Origin of the sequence: Psychrobacter immobilis (assembly GCF_904846175.1) — a bacterium.
Taxonomy (GTDB): domain Bacteria; phylum Pseudomonadota; class Gammaproteobacteria; order Pseudomonadales; family Moraxellaceae; genus Psychrobacter; species Psychrobacter immobilis_E.
The window spans coordinates 51,555-76,015 of sequence record NZ_CAJGZM010000009.1 but is presented as its reverse complement, the minus strand read 5'-3'; the positions used below and the strand labels follow the sequence as shown (position 1 = coordinate 76,015).

The window sequence follows — 24,461 nt, the reverse complement described above, 5'->3', positions numbered from 1 at the left end:
TATTGACTTAATTAACAATAAATAAATTTTATTTACTTTATGTAACTAAATATTCGTCCCATAGAAACTCTAGCTAACTTATGTTAGTAAAGGTTAATAAATCTGCCGTCTTTGACAGAATAGCCTACTAACACCTTATTAACGTTAAGGATTTGCTCTTCTAGCTATATTAATAGCTAAAAGTCAAAAGTGGCATTTATTTTAAAAATAACAATCAAGAACTCATAAACACATGTTATGTCGCTAAGTTTTTTTGTAATAAATAAGCGTTATATAAATATAGTCATACTGTCATCACTATTAATCAGTCTTAAAAGTTTTTCATTATTACTTATTTATAACAATAGATTTTTTATTTAAAGTTTTTTACTCATCAAAAGTTTATAGATATTAAAAGTTCTAAATAAAGGATTGAAATAGTTAAATAATTGCAAGTCAGTTAAAATATGCCAGCATGATATGGGTGATTTTATTGCCACTTTATTGCTTAGCTTTCCAGTACTGTTAGTGAGGTCAGGAGACAACAAAGCGTCATAAGAGGGTAGACAGTCACATTAATTAATAACATATGTTAAAAATATAGAAAGTCAGTCAGGGAAATATAGTATGAACGAAAGCATAGCAGGTTGGTTTAATAACATCGTTAATTACGGTGTTAGTATTATCTGGGGTAATAACGACTGGTTAATTGCCAGTAATCCATGGTATGGATTGCTGATGTTTGTATTAATTGGTGCTGGGCTTTACTTTACCATTGCTACACGCTTTATTCAGTTTCGTCACTTCGGGCATATGTGGCAGTTATTGCGAGTGTCAAATCAAGGGCGTAAAGATGGCGGTATCAGCTCATTTGAAGCGCTGATGACATCCTTAGCAGCGCGTGTCGGCACCGGTAATCTGGCAGGGGTCGCCATTGCTATCTATCTTGGTGGACCGGGGGCGGTGTTTTGGATGTGGATGACGGCGATCGTGGGTATGTCGACCAGTTTCATTGAGTCAACATTAGCGCAAGCCTATAAAGTGCCGCATAATGACAATGTTTACCGCGGTGGACCGGCTTACTATATCGAAAAAGGTTTGGGTAAGCGCTGGCTAGCGATATTTTTCTCGCTTTGTTTGTTGGTTGCTTTTGGTTTGGCGTTCAACGGCGTACAGTCAAATACCATTGCGCAAGCGACCAATCAAGCCTTTGGGATTCCGACTTGGATGACAGGTTTGGTATTGGTGGTGCTAGTCGCGCCAGTGGTATTTGGTGGTCTGCGTTCGGTTGCGCGTATCGCGGGTAAAATCGTGCCAGTTATGGCGATACTTTATATCTTGTTGGCGCTTTATATTATTGTCACCAACTTTAGCGAGTTCCCAGCAGCGATTGTCTTGATTGTAAAATCAGCCTTTGGCTTTGAGCAGGCAGCAGGCGGTGTGATTGGTTATGGTATTGCACAGGCAATGATTAACGGTATCAAGCGCGGTTTGTTTTCGAACGAAGCCGGTATGGGCTCAGCGCCTAATGCAGCGGCAACGGCAAAAAGCCATCCTGACCATCCTGCCGTGCAAGGTTTTATGCAAATGCTTGGTGTATTTATGGATACACTGGTTATCTGTTCAGCCACTGCTGCCATTATTATTCTCTCTGGCGTGGTCGACCCGAGTGTCGAACAAGAGGGTATTCAGTTAACCCAGTTAGCATTGTCGAAGTATGTGGGCGATATGGGCGTGATTTTCGTCGCGATTGCTATTTTCTTCTTCTCGTTTACTTCTATCATTGCCAACTATAGTTATGGTGAATCTAATCTTGAATTTATCTCTGGTGAAAAAAATGCCAAAGTCATGATTATGATTTTCCGCTTTATGGTCTTGGGCATGGTGTTTGTTGGCGCTATTGCTAGCTTACCTGCTATTTGGAACTTTGCTGACTTATCGATGGGTCTCATGGCGCTCGTTAACTTAATAGCGATTTTAATCTTGTCACCGGTTGCGCTCAGAATATTGCGTGATTATGAAAGACAAATCAAAGAAGGTAAAACGGGTGATCAAATCAAGTTCGATCCCGATGACTTTGTGAAATTAAAAGATGAAGCCAATCGTGATGCATGGACTGATTAGCCTTTATAAGCAAATCAAGAAATTGAGCTATTAAACCATCAAGCATATAAGCATAAAAAAACCGCCCTTATATCATAAGAGCGGTTTTTTATTAAGCTATATTTATCTCAAACAGGGTTTACATGTTTGGATAGTTAGGACCGCCGCCGCCTTCTGGTGTGACCCACGTGATGTTCTGTGACGGGTCTTTGATGTCGCAGGTTTTACAATGGACGCAGTTTTGCGCATTGATGACAAACTTGGCACCTTCGGCATCTTTCACCACTTCATAAACGCCAGCTGGGCAATATAGACGCGCAGGCTCAGCATATAGTGGTAAGTTGATAGAAACAGGAACTGTAGGATCGGTCAGTTTCAGATGCGTTGGTTGGTCTTCAGCATGGTTGGTATTGGAGATAAAGACTGATGACAGCTTATCAAATATCAGTTTACCATCCGGCTTAGGATAGGTTGGCTGATAAGCATGGGCTGCACGCTCTAGCTGATCATAATCTCTCTTATTATCATGGATAGTCAGTGGCATCTTACCTTTTAGTAAATTTTGCTCTAAAAAGGTAAAGGCGCCGCCCATCCATTGACCCAGACGGTGCATCGCTGGTGCAAAGTTCCGCGCTTCGTAGTTATCTTGATATAACCAAGATTCTTTATACATAGTGCTATAAGCGACCACATCATCATGCTCACGGCCCGCTTGGAGCGCTTCAAAAATCGCTTCAGCCGCTAACATGCCTGACTTCATTGAAGTGTGCGTACCTTTGATTTTGGCAGGGTTTAAGAATCCAGCATCATCACCGACCAATACGCCACCTGGGAAGGTGAATTTTGGTAATGAGTTTAAGCCGCCTTTGGTTAACGCACGCGCGCCGTAAGAGAGGCGCTTGCCGCCTTCTAAGACATTGCGAATGAGCGGATGCAGTTTTAGGCGCTGCATTTCATCAAACGGTGACATATAAGGGTTTGAGTAAGATAAATCGATAACCATACCAAAACTTACTTGGTTGTTTTCATCGAAATATAACCACCAACCACCAGAAGAACCAGTATCAGTTAATGGCCAACCTGAACCATGCATGACCACACCTTGCTCATGCTTTTCTGGGTTTACTTCCCATAGCTCTTTTAGACCAATACCGTAATGCTGAGGGTCTGAGTCTTTATCAAGAGCGAAACGACTGATGAGGCGCTTGCCCAAATGACCGCGGCAACCTTCGGCAAAGATAGTGTATTTACCCAGCAGCTGGTAGCCTGGCTCAAAGCTAGATTTGGCTTCGCCATTGGCGGCAACGCCCATATCGCCGGTTAATACGCCTCTTACCGAACCATCATCATTATACAAAATTTCATCGGCAGGGAAGCCTGGGAACATCATGACTTCAAGCTCTTCTGCTTGCTCAGCCAACCAACGAACGACGTTGCCTAATGAGACGATATAGTTGCCGTCATTGTGCATGCTGGCAGGTACGATAGCATCAGGAAGTTTGGTTGCTTTGGTAGCAGAACCGAGCATGTATACGCGGTCTTCAATAGCAGGAACGTTTAGAGGCGCGCCTTTTTCTTTCCAATCTGGTATCAGCTCGTCTAAAGCACGCGGCTCGATGACAGCGCCAGATAAGGTATGCGCACCAAACTCTGAGCCTTTTTCGACCACACAGACCATAAATTCGTCGTTACCGGCTGCAATAGCAAGCTGACGCAAGCGGATAGCTGCAGATAGACCTGCAGGTCCACCACCGACGATAATGACGTCAAATTCCATCGACTCACGTTCGATTTCAGGCTCCGCAGCGACAGGTTCTACGATTGGCTCCGGTGCTTTTTCTAGCACAGGCGCGTCAACCAAAGCCGCCTCTGTTGCTTCAGTTTTAGCAACTTCTTTAATTTCTGGTGTTGCTGCTACTTCTGTAGCTACCGTTTCTGCTACTGGCGTATCACTATTTGCGATGTCAGTGTTTGCAATATCACTATTTGCGATGTCGCTATTAACACCATCACTATCAACGACTGGCGTTTGATTGTCTTGCTCTTGCATACCTACTCCTAAACTTTTAGTGGCTTATCTCAGGGCATCATTAGCTTAACAATTGAATAATAAGGCTTGCGGCGCTAACGTTACTCAGACATATGGCTGCCCGATAAAAACTGTCTTTGCGGCATCAATTGACGGCGTTAAGGTTAATAATATTTGCTTAAAAAATACCAACCTGTAACGTAAAATGTGTCATTAATACAACACCCACTGAAGCATTTCAAATAAAAAATCGTTACCCATTATAAAAGAAAAGTCCTACAAACACGATACGCATTTCTGGGCATCAATGTTAAGGTAGGATTGAGTGAGTAGGGGTACAATGACGATAGGCTTTCATCATACCCGAAACTAAAATTTATAGTAATAATAGATTTGCCAAACTTTGATTACTAAATAAAGGATTATATGATGAGCGATAATAATAAAAGCGTCGATGCTGCGAGTAAAAATGATGCTCAAGCCCCAAATGATAAGGCGTCCGAGCTAAATAGCATCGATGCGCTTAGCCAGTATTTTAAGTCAGTAGCCAGCACACGCCAAGGACGCGCCATACCGCCACTGGAGAAATGGCACCCTGAGCAAGTAGACGATATGGATTTGATTATCAAAGCCAATGGTGAATGGTGGCACGAAGGTGGGCATATGACCCGGCAGTCATTGGTTAATTTATTTGCCACTATTTTGTGGAAAGAGGAAAATAATGGCGTGGTTGAGTACTTTTTAAAGACGCCGGTGCAAAAGCTGCGTATTCAAGTAGAAGATGCGCCCTTATTAATTGATGATGTCGGTGTCATTGATGAAGACAATACGCGCTGGCTAGAATTTACCACTACAACTGGCGATGTGGTGCGTTTAGATGATAAGCATCCGATTAGTTTGCGTGCTTATTCAGGCAAAAACCATGACCATAACGAGAGCGAAGAAAAGCAGAACATAGAAGCTGATGTTCAAATTCGTCCTTATATGATGGTGCGAAATGGTTTGCATGCGCTGATTGGTCGCAATACTTTTTATCATTTAACCGAAATTGGGGAATTGACAGAGCGTGATGGTGAGACGATACTAACGCTGCAAAGTGGCGGCAAGTCTTATCCGTTATCGATGCCATCCAGTTAAGCATAAAACATATTTAGCATCTGATAATATTTAACATCTATATAAAAACGGCGGTAAGATAGCAATGAAAATTGCCGTAAAAGCAGCTCCAAAGAATACAAGCTATGAGAGCCTTGATACAGCCTCACCGACAGGTACTAATCATAATGCTAATATTAAAAAGGTTATGTCGAATAATGGCGTGATAAATAATGCGGTTAAAAAGGATCGCAGCGCACCAATTGGATTGTTTGATTCGGGTGTTGGTGGGTTATCAGTTTATTTGCATTTGGCTCAGCAATTACCGTATGAGCGTTATGTTTATTATGCCGATACTTTGCATGTGCCGTATGGCAATCGTGATAGTGAAGATATTAAAGCCTTGACGCTAGCTGCAGTAGAATGGCTGTACCAACAAGGCTGCAAGCTTATTGTTATCGCCTGCAATAGCGCCTCGGCTTATGCACTAGACACCGCGCGCCGCTATTATCCGCAGCTGCCGATTGTTGGTTTGGTTCCTGCTTTAAAACCTGCGGTCTTTGCCAGTAAAACGGGTCATGTCGCAGTACTGGCCACAAAGGCGACTTTAAATGGAACGCTACTTAATGATGTCATTACTAATGTAGCCATTCCTAATGCGACCAGAATCACCAAGCATTTTGACGCAAAATTAGTCCCTTGGGTCGAGGCAGGTATGCCACAAGAGAGTGAAACCGCTCAGGGTTTGCGTCAGCAATTACAGGTATTTGCGCAAGATGGCGTCGACCAGCTGGTACTAGGCTGTACCCATTATCCATTCTTTAAAGCGTTTTTACGGCAAGAGATTGCTGAGCAACAATTAGCAATACAAATTGTCGATTCAGGGCAGGCAATCGCTGAGCGCGTCAAACAACTGTTGTTAGCAAACCACTTATTAGCGAATCAGTTGTCGGCATTACCAGTTGAGGTTTCAACTAATGAGCGGTTAGGTCATATGAGAGCAGGTTTAAATATACTGTCGCCGTTGACTTTTTATGCAACCAAATATGATGAGCAGTTAGACGCTGTGATACAGCGTTTATTAGGTAAACAGACTCGTATAAACTATTATCTTTTTCCTTGAGCTACTTTGTTTTACCCTAATATCAGTTTTTTACCTGTTCAATAGTGAGGTAGCTGTTATAATCCCGCAATATATTAGTGGAATTAGTAATAAACTGAACGCATATTAGCAATATTATGCTAGGCTAGTATTTGCCGAAAAGAATATATAAAGTTACCCAGATTTCATTAGCAATTCACATGACTAATATTCACACGACTAATATTTATATGGCTATTATTTATATGAATACCATTTATATAATTATCTGAGCTTAGGGGTGATTGTGCCAAACCGTCGCTATCATATTCACGTCATATGCGCTGACAACGACCAACTGTTGGTTTTAGACAGTGTGGCGATGTTTTTTCAAGCCCGCGCATTTTTAACCTATGACGTTTCTAGCAAATTACCAAAAGCGTCGCTATATGGTCGTCAGTGTATCGACGCCTGCGACTATGCGCTGATGATTATTGGCGATAACTATGGTACGGCGCACAATACAGGTGTCAGTCAAATGCATTTGAGCTATCTCAATGCTAAAGCCAAGCTTAAACCCTTATTGATATTGGTCAAGAGTCACCATAATGAGGTTAATATCAGTCGGCAGCTGCAAGAATTTACCAATATGGTGACGCAAAAAGCCGAGAAGATTTATTATTATGAAACCGAAAATGATATCGAGCAGCTGCTCATTCAGGCTTACTATAAAATGGTTGCCAATCACGAAGTCGGGGATGGCTGGGTAAGAGTCAGTGACGAGCTTATGAAAGCCAATAAATCTGCCATTACTGATGAAATAGCTAGCGCTTTTTCGACCAATAAAGAGCCTAAACAAGCCCAATCTCGCCCCGTGATTATTAATCATCTTGCCACTGATAATGTTAGTAAACCCATTATTCTGACCGATACCTTTGAGATTCAATATAAAGCGCAAGCCTATGAAGGCGGTAATTTAACTGATGTGACCAGGCCCATGATTTTGTCGTGGCAAGAAGTACTCGTCACGTTGATGAAAATTCCCGCCACCTTTTCAAGCTATGGTCTACAAAGCGCCATCAATCGCCTAATTGCCATCCGAGCTGAAACAGATATTAAAAAAGACATGCCAAACGTCCACGCTGTGTCGCGTTGTCAGATTTCTCAAGATGATTTAAATCAATTGCAGCGTCAATTGGTGGCGGCTAATTGGATACAGTTAACCACTTACGGCACACGGGTCACCCAAGAGCTTTGGAAGCTCACTTTTTATGCCAAAAGCTTATTGGCTGATAAAAAACCAAAAATAGACAGTCAGGCATTTTTACCGCTCAGTTAGCTTAAGCTATCCATTCTATTTTTGATAAATACCTTGTCTAATACCTCTCATTAATTCAATCGCTAGCTATAACTCAATTGATAGTTATCTAAATGGGTTTTTCGACGTTCATGGCTACGTTTTGTAATACAAAGTATACGTCGCAATGGTTGTGAAGCGAGGCAATTCCCGTGATAATGAAGATGATAAGCACATGACCATATTGAACAACTAGGGAGAATAAATAATGAGTAATTCTAAAAACGATAGCTTAAAAAGTGAATTAACCAGTTTGGAAGAGAAAATGCACGATGCAAACCAGTTTCATACCTTGGAAGAGCAAGTCGCCGATATGAAGCGCCGCGGTATTGATCCAACCCAAGCCTATAAAGATTTGGATAGAAAAGAAGAAGATGCCGATTGGGGCGATGCTACGTGGAAAGAAAATGGTAAATGGGAGCCAAAAACGCCTGCTGATCTAGATGATAAAGCACGCGAAAATTGGGACGGCGACAATGGTAAACCAAACCCGCCACCGATTGTTTAATAGCTATTATTGATAGAGATTTTTTAATAATCACCATTTATTTTTAACGCATTAAATGTATTTCATAAAAAAGCCACGCTAATTTGCGTGGCTTTTTCGTTAGATTTTTAACCATTATTGGCCTAAATTACTAATAGTTCAGGTCAAAATAAAACTACGAACCTTCATCTACACGTACAAGTTTCACCGTACCATCAGGATTGGTAACACGGCGATAGCGCGTATTGCTTGAAAATGTTGATGGTCTAACAGTTGGCTGCGCAGATGGCTGTACTGAATAAGTGTTAGAGTTTGAGCTGCCAGTTTGCTGTTGAATCAATTGTCCCATACGGTCTGCAGGGGCAGCATTTAAAGGACGACTGTTTGCTGGTTGCCCGTATTGATTGCCATATTGAGAACTGCTGGCAGCGCTATTGCCAACGATTGCGCGATAAAACTTCTGTCCGGCGCGTCCATCGGCTGGGGAAATACCACGGCTCGATTGGTATTGTTGAATAGCAGTGCGCGTATTATCACCGATAATGCCGTCGACTTCTCCAATATCGTAGCCGGCATTTAATAATGCTTGCTGAATTGCTCGAGATTCTTGGCGACCAATACCAGGGTCATCAGTTGGCCAAGCGGTGATAAAGTCGGTTTTGCTGCTATCTTCACGGGTAATCAGATCTGATAAATGCGCAATAGCCAGTGCATAGCTTTCTGAGGCATTATAAGAATAGAAAGTATCGAAGTTTTTACCGACTAAGAATGCGGGACCGTCAGGACCTGCAGGCAATAATAAACCGGCACTATCTAAATCAGAAGGCAGAGGGCTGCCGTTCGCCAATGTCAATCCTTGATTGCGCCAATGACTGATAGATTTTTTGTCTTTACGGTTCGATGCGCCCCAATATCCACTCGGAAGTTTGACTTCATAGCCCCATGGCTCACCTGAACGATAGCCACGTTTGTCTAAAAAGTTGGCAGTAGAGGCAAGCGCATCAGGGACGCTGTTGACCAAATCGCGACGACCATCACCATCGAAATCGACGGCTAATTCTAAAAATGTACTAGGCATAAATTGTGTCTGTCCAAACGCACCTGCCCATGAGCCAGTCATATCACTAGGTGCGATATCGCCATTTTGCACAATCTTTAAGGCATTGGCGTATTCGCCTTGGAAATAGCTTTGACGACGATCGAAGCAAGACAGCGTCGCTAAAGATTCAAACAAGGGTTTTTTACCCAACGTCTGACCAAAGTTAGACTCCACGCCCCAAACCCCTAATATGTGCTCGGCTTTGACACCATAGCGCGATTCAATTTTACGCAGGGTATCTGCCCACTGGCGTTTGGCACGGATACCATCTTCTACTCGTTCCGTATCGACAAGTGACGACAGATAATCCCAGACGTCCTTTTGAAACTCTGGCTGATAGTTCAATGACTGAATCACGCTAGGATCAGGCTGGCTTGGGCGATAGTTATTGAAGGTAAAGCTATCGACGCCGCGGAATTTACTAGAATTTTTTAGACCATCTAAGCACTGCTGAAACTGGTTATTAGATAATTCAGGCACTGCTGGTTTTGCAGCCTGTGCGGTGCTAGCAAGGCTGAGACCAACGGCGATGCTAAGTAGCGATAAAGTAGAAGATGAAGAAAAACGCATGGAAATATCCTATAAACATCGAAATAGTCATTGAAAGAGAACAAAGCTGGTTTAAGCAGTATGGACTTAGAGTAACCAATCTCAATAGTAAAGAAAAGGTATCGAAGCACTCAGTTACTATAAATTGACGGTGGCGTGAGGTTAGAAGAGGGTTTGGCTATAAGACTAAAATTAGATCTATGGCTTTTCTTATGTTTTTTATTATCAGTTAATACTGAGTTGATTGAGGCTTTAATAGCCAAACATGCTCAGTTACCAATATCTCAGAGTTAGCATTAAGGGTCGATGACTTGCTTGCAAGCTCAACGATTTTATAATCAGCACTATAATACTGATGTAATTGCTGCTGAGTAATCGAAAAAGGCGGGCCGTCTTTTTTACTTTGATCGTAGTTAAGGGTAATTAATAGCTGTGGCGCGTTATTGCTAAGTTTAACTATGTGCCTACTATAATCAGCACGCATATTTGCTGGCAAGGCTATCAACGCCGCTCGATCATAAATGGCATTAATAGCACCAATATCTATCGCGCTCAGGGCAAAAATATCCGCCACCCATAAAGTGATGGTTTGACCAGTCAGCTGACCTTGATAGCGTTTTAAAGTGGATTTATCAGCAGCGCTAGTCAATTCAGTAATAGTAGGCGTGATATTTTGCTCAGCAAAGAACGCTTGCACAGCTGATTCGACCAGCTCAATGCCAACGACGTCGTAGCCTGCGCAAGCTAGCCATACCATATCAACCGATTTACCGCACAAAGGCACTAATACTCGGCTACCGATGGGCAACGCCAGATTAGAAAAGTATTTGATTAGCTCAGGGTTAACGTCAGACTTATGAAAGCCAATACGACCTTCTTGCCAGCGCTGTTGCCAAAATTCAGAATTCATACCATTATTCCTAGCATATCAATGCTTTAAAGGTTTAACATTATCATAGCGCTAAACGCAATAAAAAAGCCAAGCGTATGAACCCTTGGCCTTTATAGCGTATAACAATCATAGCAATCTATTAGCTGATCATATACTGGCTAAACTCTTTGCGCAGTTTGGCAAGTTTTGGCGGTATCGCAAAGTTACAGTAAGCCTGACCGGGATTGCGATTAAAAAAGTCTTGATGAGCTTCTTCAGCGATATAAAATTCAACTGCCGGATGCACTTCAGTGACGATATTCAGACCCATATCGCGTAGCTTATTAATGGTGCGATCGATGGTTGGTTTTTGATTGTCATCGGTGTAATAGACGACGCTGCGATATTGGCTACCGACATCATTACCTTGACGGTCTTTAGTCGTAGGATCATGGGTGCCAAAGAATACATCAAGCAATACTTCTAAGGGTAGAACAGACTCATCAAAGGTAATGTTAATCACTTCAACGTGTCCGGTGTTACCGCCACAGACGGCTTGATAATTAGCGGTAGTAGCTTCGCCACCCATATAGCCTGATACGACAGACTGTACGCCTTTTAGCGATAAAAATACCGATTCGGTGCACCAAAAGCAGCCGCCGCCTAATATAATGGTTTGCATAATTGTTCCTATTATTAGAGGTGAGCTAAGTTGTTTATTTGGTTGCAATGTTTTCATCTTTCAATACTGCCTTTATAAAGTAAACATTGCGCTTAGCATTACCTATTTAGCTTAGCAGGGCAGTTGCTCGCGATAAGTAACAAACAGTAATGTTATAATGGGCTTTTGCTATCTAAAAATGACTTAAAAAACATTAGCGCCATACTCTTTCATTCGAGTTCTATTATCAAAAATCAAAGTTACACTATCAAAAAACGAGCAACCCCATGAGCCAAACCAAGCCTGCTAACCTTACTAATGACACCGTTACTAATGATAGTGTTAAAAACGACATCATTAAGCATGACACCCTATTCACCACGCCACTGGATAAAGCGGCACGCTTCTCTTTTGATGAGCAAGTGGTGGCTTGTTTCCCTGATATGATTCGTCGCAGTGTGCCTGGTTATGGTCAAGTGCTGGCGATGCTGCCGATATTTGCCCGGCGCCACTGTAAGTACCGCCAACAAGATAATAGTGGTCAGCGCGTTAGTCGTATTTATGATTTGGGCTGCTCGCTTGGGGCGGCAAGTATGGCATTGGCAGGCGAGTTTGAGCCGCAAGATTTGCAGATTAAGGCGATTGATATCTCGCCAGCGATGACCACTGAGGCCAGTGCTTTGTTAACTGAGAATTATCCAGCGCATAATATAGAAGTCATCACCGCTGATATTCGTGATGTTGAGTTTGAGGCATGCGATATGGTCATTCTTAATTTGACGCTGCAGTTTTTGCCGGCCGCTGATAGAGTAGCGGTGCTTGAGAAAATTTATGCCGCATTAAGTGAAGGTAGCATACTAGTATTAACCGAAAAAACCCATGCTTTTGATGAGCAGTATGATGCATGGTTGGTTGAGCGTTATTATGATTTTAAACGTGCTAACGGTTATACCGAGATGGAAATTAGTGGCAAACGTAATGCGCTAGAGAATGTCCTTATTACTGATACATTAGATGGGCATCATGCGCGTTTGGCGCAAGTTGGTTTTCAACGTCATTTAACGTGGTTTCAATTTTTAAACTTTGTTTCTATTGTGGCGTTTAAATAACCGCTAGTCGGCGCAAATTTTTTGCCAAATCGAAGTTTTTATCAGTGCTTTATTAATACGGTAACCGCCCTTTATGTTTAATGACACCATTACTCACGCTGAACGTGAATTATATTTAACCTTGTTGACGTTGGCGCAACAGCAGCCGAGCGCTTATGAGTGGCTAACGCGGTTACCAACGTGGCTCAATGATATCAAAGACAAAGCCAATTACGCTCATGCGCCCGCTTACCAAGCATCAGTAGCACGTTTGCCAGAAATAACAGTCAATAATGTTGATTTAGACAACGATGTCTTAACGATTGCTGCCAATCTAAGCGACTCTGAGCGTAAACAAACGATGGCACTGTTAAAGCAGCTGATGCCTTGGCGTAAAGGGCCTTTTCAGATTGGTGGTCAAATTGGTAGTGATGAAGACAGTTCGATATTTATAGATACCGAATGGCACAGTGATTGGAAATGGCAAAGGGTCGCACCGCATTTGGGTAATTTAAAAGGACGTCGCGTATTAGATGTAGGTGGTGGCTCAGGCTATCACGGTTGGCGTATGGCAGGCGCAGGGGCTGATACAGTCATTATTATTGACCCATCATGCTTGTTCTATCATCAGTTTATGGCGATTCGTCATTTTGTCGGTAATGCTGACGATCACCGTACCCATTATATTCCGGTGCCATTGGAAGCCTTGCCGGAGCACAGTCAGTTGTTCGATACGGTATTTAGTATGGGTGTGCTCTATCATCGTCAATCGCCCTTTGAGCACTTGCAACAGTTAAAAGGTCAGTTGGTTAAAGGCGGTGAGCTAGTGCTTGAGACTTTAGTGATTGATGGCGATGCCAATACCGTACTGGTGCCGCATGACCGTTATGCGCAGATGAATAACGTGTATTTTCTACCGTCTGTAGCGGCACTTATCGGCTGGTTAGAAAAGGCTGGATTTACCGACGTACGCTGCGTCGATGTCGCCGCTACTTCTACCAATGAGCAGCGCAAAACCGACTGGATGACTTATCATTCGTTGGCGGATTTTTTAAACCCTAATGATGCCAGTAAAACCATTGAAGGCTATCCTGCACCGATGCGTGCCACGATTATTGCCAAAAAATAGCGTTTATGACGGTAAGCAGTCATAAAAACAAGGAGAGTAGATTATGAGAATATCGACTATTGTGATTATGGTTGCTGTCAGTTTGTTTTCACTATCTACGATAGCGGATGATGCTTATGGCACGCCGTTTGAAGGCTGGGGTTTTGTCAAAGACGATTGGCAATTGGTTTGTGATAATACCTTGACTTGCCGAGCAGCCGGTTATGCCGCTGAAGGTTTAGTTTCTTCTGATAAGTTAGGTGACGCTAGTGTATTGATTACAGTAGAAGCGGGTAAAAAGCTATCTACAGTGCAAGTTAAGTTGAGTAATTGGGAAGAGCTTGAGCAAGAAAAATTAGTACCTGAACAGTTATCAAAAACCAACTATAAAGTTGAGTTATTATTAAATAATAAGTCTTATGGCTTCATCCAACTGTCATCTGAAAGAGAGGGTCAGTTGAGTACCGCACAGGCACAGCAACTGCTCAAACTCGCCAATCAAAATACTAAGATACAGTTCACGTCAGGTATTTATCAATGGCAAGTATCTGACAAAGGATTGGCGGCGGTATTGCTGAAACTTGACGAAGTACAAGGTCGTGTCGGTACACCGTTGGCACTGGTTAGTAAAAGTAGTATGAATCGACAAACACCGAAATCGCCTAAAGCGAAACCTGTGATTAAAAAAGTGTACTCATATGCTGATAAGGATAAAAAACAGCTAACCCCTGCAAAGTTGGTTTATTTTCAGAAAAATATAAATAAATGGATTGATATTGATGCTAAAGAGCTAGTAGGTTCTAATGATGGTATGGGAGATTGTGAGCTGGTTAATCCAAAAACCGAAGCATACCAACGAATGCAGGAATTTGGTGCTGATAGGTTAGGTTGGGATTTTATTCCGGTAGATAGTAAGCATACATTAGCTACTCATGAATGCTGGATAGGTGCTTATAATATGGGTGTAGGTCATTGGCTGATAAATCATGCTAAGCCAAGCAAGCCAACACTGATTACGACATCAGCGAGTGATTACTCTGATGGTGAGATTTACGCTATTCATAAGGATAGAGGAATAGGCGATTGCTGGAATCGCGCAGTATGGGTTTGGGATGGCAAAACCTTTGCACTGACAGAAGATTCTAGTACAGGAATGTGCCGAGGCTTTGCTGGTGGTGCATGGGATTTACCAACCTATACCAGTGAAGTCATAAGAAGTGATAACAAGGTTAATTGAGTTATAGTGGTACTTAAGCAGTAGTTAGATAAACCAGCGTTTAAATGCCATTTCTATCAATACTTTTAGGATAAAACCAATAAAACCTGCACCAAGGGCTAAAAACATCCAAAAAGTCCCAGCGCGACCAGCTTCAGACTGTTTTGATAAGTCCCAAATAATAAAGAATAAAAAAGCAATAAAGATGGGCAATAAAATATACATACCCCAAATAGTGACGGTACTAGAAGCAATAGCAAACATGGTTTTATCCTATAAATGAAAGTGTAAAGTAGCGCATACTCTAGCGTGTGTCTTTATATTTTTTATCCATCAAATGATGGTTTAGAGAGAAAGTAGGCGATAACTGTTTTTCATTATAACGTGTAATAGAGCCGCTATAAATATTTCACTAACATCAGGCAACAGTAACGCTACAATCAGCCTAAATAACCCTGTATCGGCAGCCTATAATAGCCATCACCTCCTAAGCTACGCGTATCTAGTATAATAGCGGTGGTTTTAACGCTATTTTTGCTTCAAATAGTGCAATAACCTCTAAAGGTTGTTATATTTATAGGTTACTTATTTTTTTCGTATTACCTTATAGTTCATCAATTTTTTTGTTCATTTATCTGAGTTTATAGTCCTATGTCACAAGCCCAAATTGATACGCTCGCCTCACTATTTGATAGTGCCATCCAAGCCCTAAAAAATGACGGCGAACTACCGGCTGATTGGCAAAACAACAGCCAAATTACACGGACAAAAGATACCAGCCATGGTGATTTTGCGAGCAATATCGCGCTAACGGCCGCTAAAGCTGCGAAAGCCAATCCGCGCCAACTTGCTGAAAAAATCGTCAACGCCTTGCCTGAAAACCAAAATATTCGTCAAGTAGAAATCGCGGGCCCCGGCTTTATCAACGTGTTTTTAAATACCGAAGCCAAATTTGCCGTGTTAGACGATATCTTTAAGCTGCAAGAACGCTTTGGTTTAAGCAAGCAGTTTAAAGGTCAAAAAATCCAAGTTGAATTTGTCTCGGCTAACCCAACGTCTAGTCTGCACGTCGGTCATGGACGCGGAGCCGCCTTTGGCATGAGCGTAGCAAACTTGCTTGAAGCCATTGGTTATGATGTTACGCGTGAGTATTATGTCAATGACGCCGGTCGCCAAATGGATATTTTAGCGACCAGTACCTACTTGCGTTATCTAGAAGCCAACGGCGAGTCAGTCATATTCCCAGTCAACGGTTATCAAGGCGACTATGTCAGTGATATTGCGCAAACTCTAAAGACCCAGCATGGGGATAGCTACGTCCACAGTTTTGCAGAAATTGCTAAAGACGTAGCAGCAGATGCGCAGTTTGAGATAAATGCTGATAGTGAAAAAGTACTGCTATCAGGCGATAAAGAGGCTCATGTCGACGGACTGATTGCCAATAGCAAAGCTTTGCTTGGTGAAGGTTATGAGCTGTTTTTAAATGCGGCATTGAGCAGTATTTTGGCTGATATCAAAGACGACTTAAATGATTTTGGTGTCCGTTATGAATGCTGGTTTAGCGAAAGATCCATCGATAGCGAAATTGAGCCTGTTTTACAAATCCTCGATGAAAAAGGCTATTTGTACGAAAAAGACGGCAATATTTGGTTCAAATCGACCGATTTTGGTGATGAAAAAGACCGTGTGGTACGCCGTGCCAATGGTCAAAGCACCTATTTTGCTTCTGATATCGCTTATCATAAAAACAAATTTGATCGCGGTTTTGATAAAGTCATTAACGTTTGGGGCGCTGACCATCATGGCTATGTCCCACGAGTAAAAGCGGCGTTAACGGCGCTCGGTATCGATGCCGACCGTCTTGATGTGGTGCTGGTACAGTTTGTCGCCTTATGGCGCGGTAATGAAAAAGTGCAAATGTCGTCACGTTCGGGCAAATTTGTCACTTTACGTGAGCTGCGTCAAGAGGTCGGTAACGATGCTGCGCGCTTCTATTACGTTGCCCGTAAGCCTGAAGTACATGTTGATTTTGACTTAGAGCTGGCTAAATCGCAAAGTAAAGACAACTTGGTTTTCTATATTCAGTATGCGCATGCACGGGTTTGCCGCGTGTTAGAAAAACTAGAAACCAGTGGTCTGCAAGTAAATGATATTATCGGTGCTGAGAAGCAAGAGCTATTAATCGCACCAAGCGAAGAAGAATTGATTAAATTGCTAGCCGCTTATCCTGCAACCTTGCTACGGTCAGCGACAGGCTATGAGCCGCATATCTTAACCAATTATCTAAAAGAGTTGGCGGCGTTATTTCATGGTTGGTATGATGGCAATCGCATTTTGCCCGTCAGTTTGACTTCGGGTGAGACGCCAAGCCAAGATGAGATGGATATGATGCAGGCTCGCCTACGCTTATCTAAAGCGGTCAGGCAAGTATTGGCTAATGGGCTGAGTTTATTAGGCTTGTCTGCACCGTCTAGCATGTAGTATAAAGAGAAACGGCTGCTAGCCATGATTCGCCGCCGACTATTCGACAATGACAGTTCAACATTGATAATTCGACAACGATAGATATATTCAGTAGGGAGAACGAGATCCATGTTAGCCAAAAAACCAAAAGGTGCCACTGAAAAACGCAAAACTAGTAGTGTGTCAGGCTTATTATGGATGTTTGTTGGGGCGGTGTTGACGCTCATGATTGGGGTGTTTTTATACCTCTCACCCTTGTTTAATTTTAGTCCTGCGGGCAGCGGTGATACTACCGATCCTGATAGACAAGTGCAGCAACGAGTCGATACCGATACCGATAATGGTGATTATGAGTTCTATGATATTTTGCCCAATCAAGAGATGGCAACCATCCCTGATGAAGACTTTGGTGAAGGCAGTGGTAGCCAATCAGGTCAAATCACTGACTTTGAGCCAGATGTGATCGTCAATCAGCCAGAAAGTACCACACCCGGTGTTAATGATGCGGGTAACTTTGGCATCTCTGAAAGCACCACTATTGAGCCGAATCGTGGCAACAATGCTAATAATGCAGCCAATAATAATGATGACGATATTGTCATCGTTGAAGAAGATGCTACCTATGACGGCACACCAGCTACGAGTAATACAGGTGCGGCTACAAACAAACCTAGTGCTGGCACTGCAAGTATCCAGCCAGCTAAACCTGCGGCGACTTATATTTTGCAAATCAACAGCTTTGGAGATGCCGACGAAGCAGACCGTCGCCGTGCGCAAGTGCTGATGGCGGGTGTGGACGCTCGTGTCGTTAAAAACACCACGGGTAACGGCTTGCCTATTTATCAGGTGATTTCACGCCCGATGAGTAACCGTCAAGCGGTTGCTACTGCCCAGCAGCGCCTACAAAATAATGGCATTGATTCTATTATCGTTGAGCAGCGCCGTTAAGGGCAAATTATTGATTAAAAAAAGCGTCACGAAGACGCTTTTTTTATCCCTTTTTTTTGATATATTTTTCGGCATCTTTTAGCAAACTTAATATAAGAGCATTATGATGACTGCGACTCCTTCAGAAACTGCACCCGTTGGTATGGTTAAAGCTTTTTTTCAAAAGTATTTTATTGATGCTTTTACAGGGATGGCGTTAGGGCTGTTTGTTACCCTTATCGCCGGTCTTATCATCTCGCAAATTGGTGGTTGGTTAAATATCGCGGCGTTAGTTGCTGTTGGTAAGCTGGCGTCAGTGCTGATGGGGGCGGGTATCGGTGTTGGCATCGCTTATTATCTTAAAGCGCCAACTTTGGTGATGCTTAGCTGTTTGGTCGCAGGGATGCTTGGTGCGCATTCTGAAGCCTTAATGGCAGGCAACTTATTTATAGCGCAAGAATCTGGTCCAGCAACCTTTGCTGCGCTGCCCGGTAATCCAATTGGTGCTTATTTGACCTCAGTGTTTGCTTATCGTGCCGGTACTTGGGTCGCTGGCAAGACCAAGCTCGATATTTTGCTTATCCCTTTAGTGGTTTGTGCCGTTGCACTAATGGTTTGTGCGCTACTTAATCCTCCGGTCGTTGCTGCGGTCAATGCTATTGGTCACGGTATTCAAGCAGCGACTGAGTTACAGCCATTATTGATGGGTATCGTAATTGCGGTTGTCGTTGGGATTTTATTGACGCTACCGACCTCAAGCGCAGCTATCTGTATCGCTATTGGACTTGGCGGCTTAGCAGGTGGGGCAGCGGTGGTTGGCTGCGCGGCGCATATGATTGGTTTTGCGGTGGCCAGTTTTAAAGATAACGGCATCAGTGGCGTCATATCTCAAGGACTTGGCACCAGTATGCTACAAATCCCTAATGTCCTAAAAAAACCGCTGGTGTTGCTTCCTGCTGTGATTGCGAGCGCCATTGTTGGTCCTATTGCAACTGTTGGCTTTGGGCTAGCTTGTACGGCGACCGGCGCAGGTATGGGTACGGCAGGGTTGGTTGGGGTGTTTGGTGTCATTGAAGCATCACAAGAAATCATGAGCAGTACTCAGTTATGGACAGCGATTATTTTATTGATGTTCGTTTTACCTGCGCTTATCGCTGGTGTGGTCGCTTATGTGATGCGTCGCCTTGGTTGGTTGGTCGATGGCGATATGAAACTGCCTTAAATTAAAGGTAAAGGACGCAAATTATCCTAACTGTTTATTCTAACTACCAATGATAAAAGAGCCCAGCTATTAAGTAGCTGGGCTTTTTTTATTGTGTAAATTATGAGCTTTATTAATTAACGACGGACATCTTTTGGTGCATCGCCGTTTGGCCAATCTTTGTCTTTATTGGCTTTTACAGGGCGCGGCAAGTGGGTAAAGTAGGCGGCAATATCGACCGCTTCTTGGTCACTTAGCGTATTACCTTGTCCAAATGGCATTTTACCTTTAATAAAGGCCGCAGCAGTATAAGTACGTGCCATGCCCGCGCCATCGTTAAAGGACTTATCACCAGCAACTGCTGGATAGATATAAGTGCCATCATCGTTATATTGCCCTTCGCCATTGTCACCGTGACAAACGCTACATTTTTCTGCAAATAGCTTTTCACCTGTTTCAGTATTTGGCTCGAGGTTTTTATCCACTTTGACGAAACCGCGACCTTCAGGTGACACCCCGAATGGCATGTCTTGTGACAACCAGCTCATATAAGATACCATGGCGTTCATATCATCTGAACCCAGCTCAAGTCCTTTACCATTCATTGAGCGCTCAAAACAGCCATTAATCCGCTCTTGTATCACGTTGACGCGACCTGCGCGCGAACGGTAAACAGGGTAAATACTGGTCATATTATTCCAAGGTGCGGCATAGGCTTCTGAGCCATTACCTAAATGACAGCTGGTGCAGTTAAGCTGGTTGCCAACGTTATTTGGCAGCTCTTTATAGGTATGATTAGCGAGTTGTAGGCCGCGGCGTACTGCTGCCCCATATTCATCATCTGGAATAGTCGATTCGTCTGGCATTTTAATCGCTGGTTTGCCACCTGCTGCGCCAGCCGTATCACCGCCGCCTGCACTAGCGCTCATATCATTGGCCGCTGGCATATTGCTTTGTAGCGTATCTGCACGGGCTTCGAGGGCTTTGACACGGGCTAACGCCTCTGCCTCTTCTAGACGGTCAACGGCTTTGGTTTCACCGCTATTGCTACAGCCGGTCATACTGACGGCGCTAATGGCAAAAATAGTGGCTACTAAAAGGGAGGAGGGCTTGGCGCGTGGGAAATTTGTCATTGGAATATCCTTATGATGAAAAATAATATGTAAAACTATATTTTTATGATAATTTAGTGGTCATGATGGTAGAAATTATTTCAATATTTTGGATAAAGTAGAAGCTAGGATTTCGACATTTAAATTCGATATTTATAAGGGCTAAAATAACGGGCGTCATATTATTAGCGTACCGCTAAGGCGCACTTTTACCCATTAATCCGTTTTATTTTGCCTGCCAGAATCTGAAAAGTAATCAATCTGTAAGTTGCTAGTAACATGATTGTATCAAATACAAATACGTAAAGTGTTTTTAAATTAAATTAAAATAAAACCTAACACGACAAACGATGTAAATAGATAGTCAATACTTTAGATAGTATCGGCGACTATATTTTTTCACTAAAAAAGCGCGTAAATATGAAAATATTTACGCGCTTTTTTGTTAAGGATATCTTTTTAGCGGTTTAACTTATTGCCGTTTATTTGCCACTAGATTAATTAGTAATTATCGCTTTGCGATCAGCCGTTTTTGTGCGTTTTTTGCCTTTTAACTTGCGTGACAGTTTATTGACGCGGTTTAGGACAGTGCTATAGTGCGCTGGAAAAGCTCGTTGGACAGCATCCATCATTTTGGCATCATTGCCAATCAAGCAGCGAGGATGATTGCTTGCGGCAGCCTGCAAAATAATCCAAGCAGCGGCGTTGGCATCAAATTTTAAGAATTTATTAAAACTACTGATGGCTTTACGGCCGCTACGCATGCCAAGGTCGCTGATACTGTCGTTACCACGAGCGCTATTAGCGATATTGGTCTTAATGCCACCGGGATGAATACAGGTCGCTGATACGCCGCAACGCTGAATATCTAGCTCTTGACGCAAGCTTTCGGTAAAACCACGTACAGCAAATTTGCTGGCGTTATAAGCAGATTGTGAAGGCTGCGCGGTCAAACCAAATAAGCTTGAGATATTAATGATGTGGCCGTGTTCGTTAAACTGGCGCGCTTTGTTATTCTTGTTACTATCTTTGTTGTTGTCATTAACTTCACTTTCTTTGACGCTGTTTTTAATCAAGGGTAAAAATGCCTTGGTACCATAAACCACGCCCCAAAAATTGATATCTATGACCCATTCAAGCTCGCTAATGCTGCTACCTTCTACAGTTGAATAAAGTGCCACGCCCGCATTATTAAAGATAAAGTTTACTTTACCATGCTCTGCCATCACGCTATCAGCCCACGCTTCAACTGCCTTATTGTCTGAGACATCAAGTACGGTGGTGGTGACTTTGACATCATAGCCGACCAGTAAATCTTTAGTTTGTGCCAGTTGCTCAGCATTGATATCTGATAGAGCCACATGGCAGCCCATTTTTGCCAAATGAATGGCAAGCTCGCGCCCCATACCAGAGCCAGCCCCAGTAATAGCAGCGACGTGGTTGCGGTAATAGGGAGTAATGTCATGGTCTTGATGAGAGGGAAAAGGCAGATGTTGGCGTAGTGAGTTTGCTACTGCAGAGATATTTCCAGAAACAGTGTTAAGCATGATAAACAGTCCTTTGTATCATTGATTTTAGAGGTTTGGTCGTAAATAAGGATAACGTATAAAAAGTCGCTTTACCTTAGCATGATTGATGATAAGCGCTGATAGGGATTGATAAACGCAGCTGTCATTTTTACCCATTACATTAGCTGCAAGAAATAAAATGAGAAGTAAGCGGACATAAAAAAAGTGTCTAGCATAATTTACACTAGACACTTTTACTTTAATTACTGCTTTAATAAAGCAGATAAAAACTTTTAAGCGTCGATCGCTATCTGTTCTGAGTCACCGTTAGAGAAGGTGATTTCAGGGATTTTACCGTCGTTAATTACTGCTTCATCAACGAGTACGGTCTTAGCATTTTCCATTGAAGGTAGCTCATACATCGTCTCAAGAAGCGCGTTTTCAACGATAGAGCGCAGTCCACGAGCCCCTGTTTTGCGTGCCATGGCTTTTTTGGCGATGGCATCAAGCGCTTCTTTGGTAAAGGTAATGTCAGCGCCTTCCATATCAAACAGATATTTATACTGCTTAACTAAGGCGTTTTTTGGCTCTGTCAATATCTGTACCAAAGCATCTTCATCAAGCTCTGTGAGAGCAGCGAGCACAGGAAGACGACCGATCAGCTCTGGGATAAGCCCAAACTTAATCAAATCTTCCGGCTCTACTTGCTGCAGCAGCTCTGAGCTACGTTTACTATCATCTTTTGAGCTGACATCGGCATTAAAACCAATACCGCCTTTTTCTGTACGCTGCTGAATGACTTTATCAAGGCCAGCAAACGCACCACCGACGATGATTAAGATATTGCTGGTATCAACTTGGATCAGCTCTTGCTGTGGATGCTTACGACCACCGTGTGGTGGAATAGCGGCAACCGTACCTTCGATAAGCTTAAGCAAGGCTTGCTGCACACCTTCGCCTGAGACGTCACGCGTGATAGATGGGTTATCGCCTTTTTTACTGATTTTATCAATCTCATCAATATAGATAATGCCTTGCTCAGCTTTACTGACATCATAATCTGACGCTTGTAGTAGCTTTTGGACAATGTTTTCGACATCTTCACCGACATAACCGGCTTCGGTTAAGGTTGTGGCATCCGCCATCGCAAAGGGAACGTCGAGTAAGCGCGCCAAGGTTTGCGCCAACAAGGTTTTACCAGAGCCGGTTGGACCAATTAACAAAATATTACTTTTTGCCAATTCAACCATCGCATCATCAGCGCCAATCTTAGCTTTTTTACTGTCATTGGCTAGAGTCTGGCTGACTTTTAGGCGTTTATAGTGGTTATAAACCGCAACGGCTAAGGCTTTCTTCGCTGCATCTTGCCCGATGACGTATTCATCAAGTTTGGCACGTAGCTCTTTTGGCGTTGGCAGCTTTTTGTTGACCCAAGAGGTGTCAATATCGCTATCGTCGTCACCATCTTTGGCGCTGTCCGCAATCAGGTCCGTACATAGCTCAATACATTCATTACAGATATTGGCGTTGTCAGCGGCAATCAGCTGCTTTACTTCACTTTTTTCTTTGCCGCAAAACGAACACTGCGGGGTGTTATCTTCTGCCATATAACGGCACTCCTAAAATTTAATACTGCTCAATATTCTGATTATGGACATCGATGTAAAAGCGCAGGGCACTTAATATATTTTCTCTTACCCTATCGCGCTTAGGCAGTGATGTTTAAGGTTTTTAAACGTCTACTATTAAGGCGCTTATAAAGAAGCAGGGCGACGCTCTAATACTTCGTCGACTAGACCGTATTCTTTGGCTTCTTTGGCATCTAACCAATAGTCACGCTCAACGTCTTTTTCGATTTTCTCAACCGGTTGACCCGTACGCTCAGCCAAAATCTCGTTCAAACGAGCGCGAGTTTTTAGAATTTCACGCGCATTAATTTCGATATCAGTTGCTTGACCTTGCGCACCGCCTGAAGGCTGATGAATCATCACGCGAGAGTTGGCTAGGGCATAACGTTTGCCTTTTTGACCCGCTGCGAGCAAGAATGAACCCATGCTATAAGCGCCGCCCATACAGATGGTCGATACTTCAGGTTTGATAAAGTTCATGGTATCAAAAATAGCCAAACCAGCACTTACTGAGCCGCCTGGCGAGTTGATATATAAATGGATGTCTTTATCAGGGTTTTCGGCTTCTAAAAATAGCAACTGCGCGACGATAAGATTGGCCATATGGTCTTCAACTTGACCGGTCAAAAAGATAACGCGCTCACGTAATAGGCGTGAGAAAATATCAAACGAGCGTTCACCGCGCGCTGACTGCTCAACCACCATTGGAACTAATGCTGCTTGTGGCGCGCTTTGGCTATATTGTGCGCTCTGGGCAGTATTGTGCGCACTCATCAACATATCAAAATGCGGGTTAGCAGTGATGCGATCATAATCTGTCATAAAGATGTCCTGTTTATAAGTACATAAAATAAAGAAATATAGAGTAGTTGTTGGCTAAATTTTTATGGTGGTTATCA

Annotated in this window: 20 protein-coding genes; 11 read left to right on the top strand and 9 right to left on the bottom strand. The window is 42.9% G+C overall.

Features of this window, described 5'->3' with window-relative positions; translation table 11 throughout:
* Window positions 1-606 precede the first annotated feature (606 nt).
* On the top strand, window positions 607-2,103 hold the full coding sequence (locus JMW39_RS11190; RefSeq protein WP_201546540.1) for an alanine/glycine:cation symporter family protein: 1,497 nt from the start codon (window positions 607-609) through the stop codon (window positions 2,101-2,103).
* A gap of 118 nt (window positions 2,104-2,221) precedes the next feature.
* Here the strand turns inward: JMW39_RS11190 and JMW39_RS11185 are convergent, their stop codons facing one another.
* Window positions 2,222-4,132 (bottom strand): 4Fe-4S dicluster domain-containing protein, encoded by a 1,911-nt coding sequence (locus JMW39_RS11185; protein WP_413786235.1) that lies wholly within the window; start codon window positions 4,130-4,132, stop codon window positions 2,222-2,224.
* Between the two features lie 408 nt (window positions 4,133-4,540).
* On the opposite strand from JMW39_RS11185, the gene JMW39_RS11180 reads away from it, so the two are divergent.
* The 4 genes from JMW39_RS11180 to JMW39_RS11165 all read left to right on the top strand — a co-directional run bounded on the left by JMW39_RS11180 (window position 4,541) and on the right by JMW39_RS11165 (window position 8,152).
* The gene (locus tag JMW39_RS11180) at window positions 4,541-5,248 is read left to right on the top strand and encodes a DUF1285 domain-containing protein (protein ID WP_201546539.1); all 708 of its coding nucleotides are present in this window, start codon (window positions 4,541-4,543) and stop codon (window positions 5,246-5,248) included.
* A 64-nt stretch (window positions 5,249-5,312) separates the two neighbouring features.
* Entirely contained in the window at window positions 5,313-6,329 is a 1,017-nt protein-coding gene (gene murI, locus JMW39_RS11175) for a glutamate racemase (protein ID WP_413786234.1), read from the top strand.
* A gap of 265 nt (window positions 6,330-6,594) precedes the next feature.
* A complete protein-coding gene (locus JMW39_RS11170) occupies window positions 6,595-7,626 on the top strand; it encodes a DUF4062 domain-containing protein (protein ID WP_227679498.1) in 1,032 nt (343 codons plus the stop codon).
* A 226-nt stretch (window positions 7,627-7,852) separates the two neighbouring features.
* The gene (locus JMW39_RS11165; protein WP_201546537.1) at window positions 7,853-8,152 is read left to right on the top strand and encodes a hypothetical protein; all 300 of its coding nucleotides are present in this window, start codon (window positions 7,853-7,855) and stop codon (window positions 8,150-8,152) included.
* A gap of 154 nt (window positions 8,153-8,306) precedes the next feature.
* On the opposite strand, the gene JMW39_RS11160 is transcribed toward JMW39_RS11165, so the two are convergent.
* The 3 genes from JMW39_RS11160 to msrA form a co-directional block, all read right to left on the bottom strand.
* The gene (locus JMW39_RS11160; RefSeq protein ID WP_201546536.1) at window positions 8,307-9,800 is read right to left on the bottom strand and encodes a lytic murein transglycosylase; all 1,494 of its coding nucleotides are present in this window, start codon (window positions 9,798-9,800) and stop codon (window positions 8,307-8,309) included.
* 208 nt (window positions 9,801-10,008) lie between these two features.
* On the bottom strand, window positions 10,009-10,689 hold the full coding sequence (tmpT, locus tag JMW39_RS11155; RefSeq protein ID WP_201546535.1) for a thiopurine S-methyltransferase: 681 nt from the start codon (window positions 10,687-10,689) through the stop codon (window positions 10,009-10,011).
* A gap of 121 nt (window positions 10,690-10,810) precedes the next feature.
* Complete coding sequence (gene msrA, locus JMW39_RS11150) at window positions 10,811-11,332, bottom strand: peptide-methionine (S)-S-oxide reductase MsrA (RefSeq protein WP_201546534.1); 522 nt, start codon at window positions 11,330-11,332, stop codon at window positions 10,811-10,813.
* 266 nt (window positions 11,333-11,598) lie between these two features.
* On the opposite strand from msrA, the gene cmoA reads away from it, so the two are divergent.
* The 3 genes from cmoA (at window position 11,599) to JMW39_RS11135 (ending at window position 14,744) form a co-directional block, all read left to right on the top strand.
* Window positions 11,599-12,420 (top strand): carboxy-S-adenosyl-L-methionine synthase CmoA, encoded by an 822-nt coding sequence (cmoA, locus tag JMW39_RS11145; protein WP_227679497.1) that lies wholly within the window; start codon window positions 11,599-11,601, stop codon window positions 12,418-12,420.
* Between the two features lie 73 nt (window positions 12,421-12,493).
* A complete protein-coding gene (gene cmoB / locus JMW39_RS11140; protein WP_201546533.1) occupies window positions 12,494-13,528 on the top strand; it encodes a tRNA 5-methoxyuridine(34)/uridine 5-oxyacetic acid(34) synthase CmoB in 1,035 nt (344 codons plus the stop codon).
* A 43-nt stretch (window positions 13,529-13,571) separates the two neighbouring features.
* Window positions 13,572-14,744: a DUF1176 domain-containing protein gene (locus JMW39_RS11135; protein WP_201546532.1), complete on the top strand. Its 1,173-nt coding sequence runs from the start codon at window positions 13,572-13,574 to the stop codon at window positions 14,742-14,744.
* Window positions 14,745-14,768: 24 nt separating this feature from the next.
* Here JMW39_RS11135 and JMW39_RS11130 read toward each other — a convergent pair whose 3' ends face one another.
* Window positions 14,769-14,987, bottom strand: coding sequence for a DUF2788 domain-containing protein (locus tag JMW39_RS11130; protein WP_201546531.1), 219 nt, complete (start codon window positions 14,985-14,987; stop codon window positions 14,769-14,771).
* A 387-nt stretch (window positions 14,988-15,374) separates the two neighbouring features.
* Between JMW39_RS11130 and argS the strand changes: the two genes are divergently transcribed.
* The 3 genes from argS (at window position 15,375) to JMW39_RS11115 (ending at window position 19,335) form a co-directional block, all read left to right on the top strand.
* Window positions 15,375-17,204 carry an arginine--tRNA ligase gene (argS, locus tag JMW39_RS11125; RefSeq protein WP_201546530.1) on the top strand — a complete coding sequence of 610 codons (1,830 nt, stop codon included), beginning with the start codon at window positions 15,375-15,377 and terminating at the stop codon, window positions 17,202-17,204.
* A gap of 111 nt (window positions 17,205-17,315) precedes the next feature.
* Window positions 17,316-18,134, top strand: a complete 819-nt coding sequence (locus tag JMW39_RS11120) for an SPOR domain-containing protein (protein ID WP_201546529.1) — start codon at window positions 17,316-17,318, stop codon at window positions 18,132-18,134.
* Between the two features lie 106 nt (window positions 18,135-18,240).
* Window positions 18,241-19,335 (top strand): PTS transporter subunit IIC, encoded by a 1,095-nt coding sequence (locus tag JMW39_RS11115; protein ID WP_413786236.1) that lies wholly within the window; start codon window positions 18,241-18,243, stop codon window positions 19,333-19,335.
* A gap of 116 nt (window positions 19,336-19,451) precedes the next feature.
* Here JMW39_RS11115 and JMW39_RS11110 read toward each other — a convergent pair whose 3' ends face one another.
* The 4 genes from JMW39_RS11110 to clpP all read right to left on the bottom strand — a co-directional run bounded on the left by JMW39_RS11110 (window position 19,452) and on the right by clpP (window position 24,384).
* Window positions 19,452-20,447, bottom strand: coding sequence for a c-type cytochrome (locus tag JMW39_RS11110; RefSeq protein WP_201546527.1), 996 nt, complete (start codon window positions 20,445-20,447; stop codon window positions 19,452-19,454).
* Between the two features lie 476 nt (window positions 20,448-20,923).
* Window positions 20,924-21,973 (bottom strand): SDR family NAD(P)-dependent oxidoreductase, encoded by a 1,050-nt coding sequence (locus tag JMW39_RS11105; RefSeq protein ID WP_201546526.1) that lies wholly within the window; start codon window positions 21,971-21,973, stop codon window positions 20,924-20,926.
* A gap of 254 nt (window positions 21,974-22,227) precedes the next feature.
* Window positions 22,228-23,541, bottom strand: a complete 1,314-nt coding sequence (gene clpX / locus JMW39_RS11100) for an ATP-dependent protease ATP-binding subunit ClpX (protein ID WP_201546525.1) — start codon at window positions 23,539-23,541, stop codon at window positions 22,228-22,230.
* Window positions 23,542-23,688: 147 nt separating this feature from the next.
* Window positions 23,689-24,384, bottom strand: a complete 696-nt coding sequence (clpP, locus tag JMW39_RS11095; protein WP_413786233.1) for an ATP-dependent Clp endopeptidase proteolytic subunit ClpP — start codon at window positions 24,382-24,384, stop codon at window positions 23,689-23,691.
* Window positions 24,385-24,461: the final 77 nt, after the last annotated feature.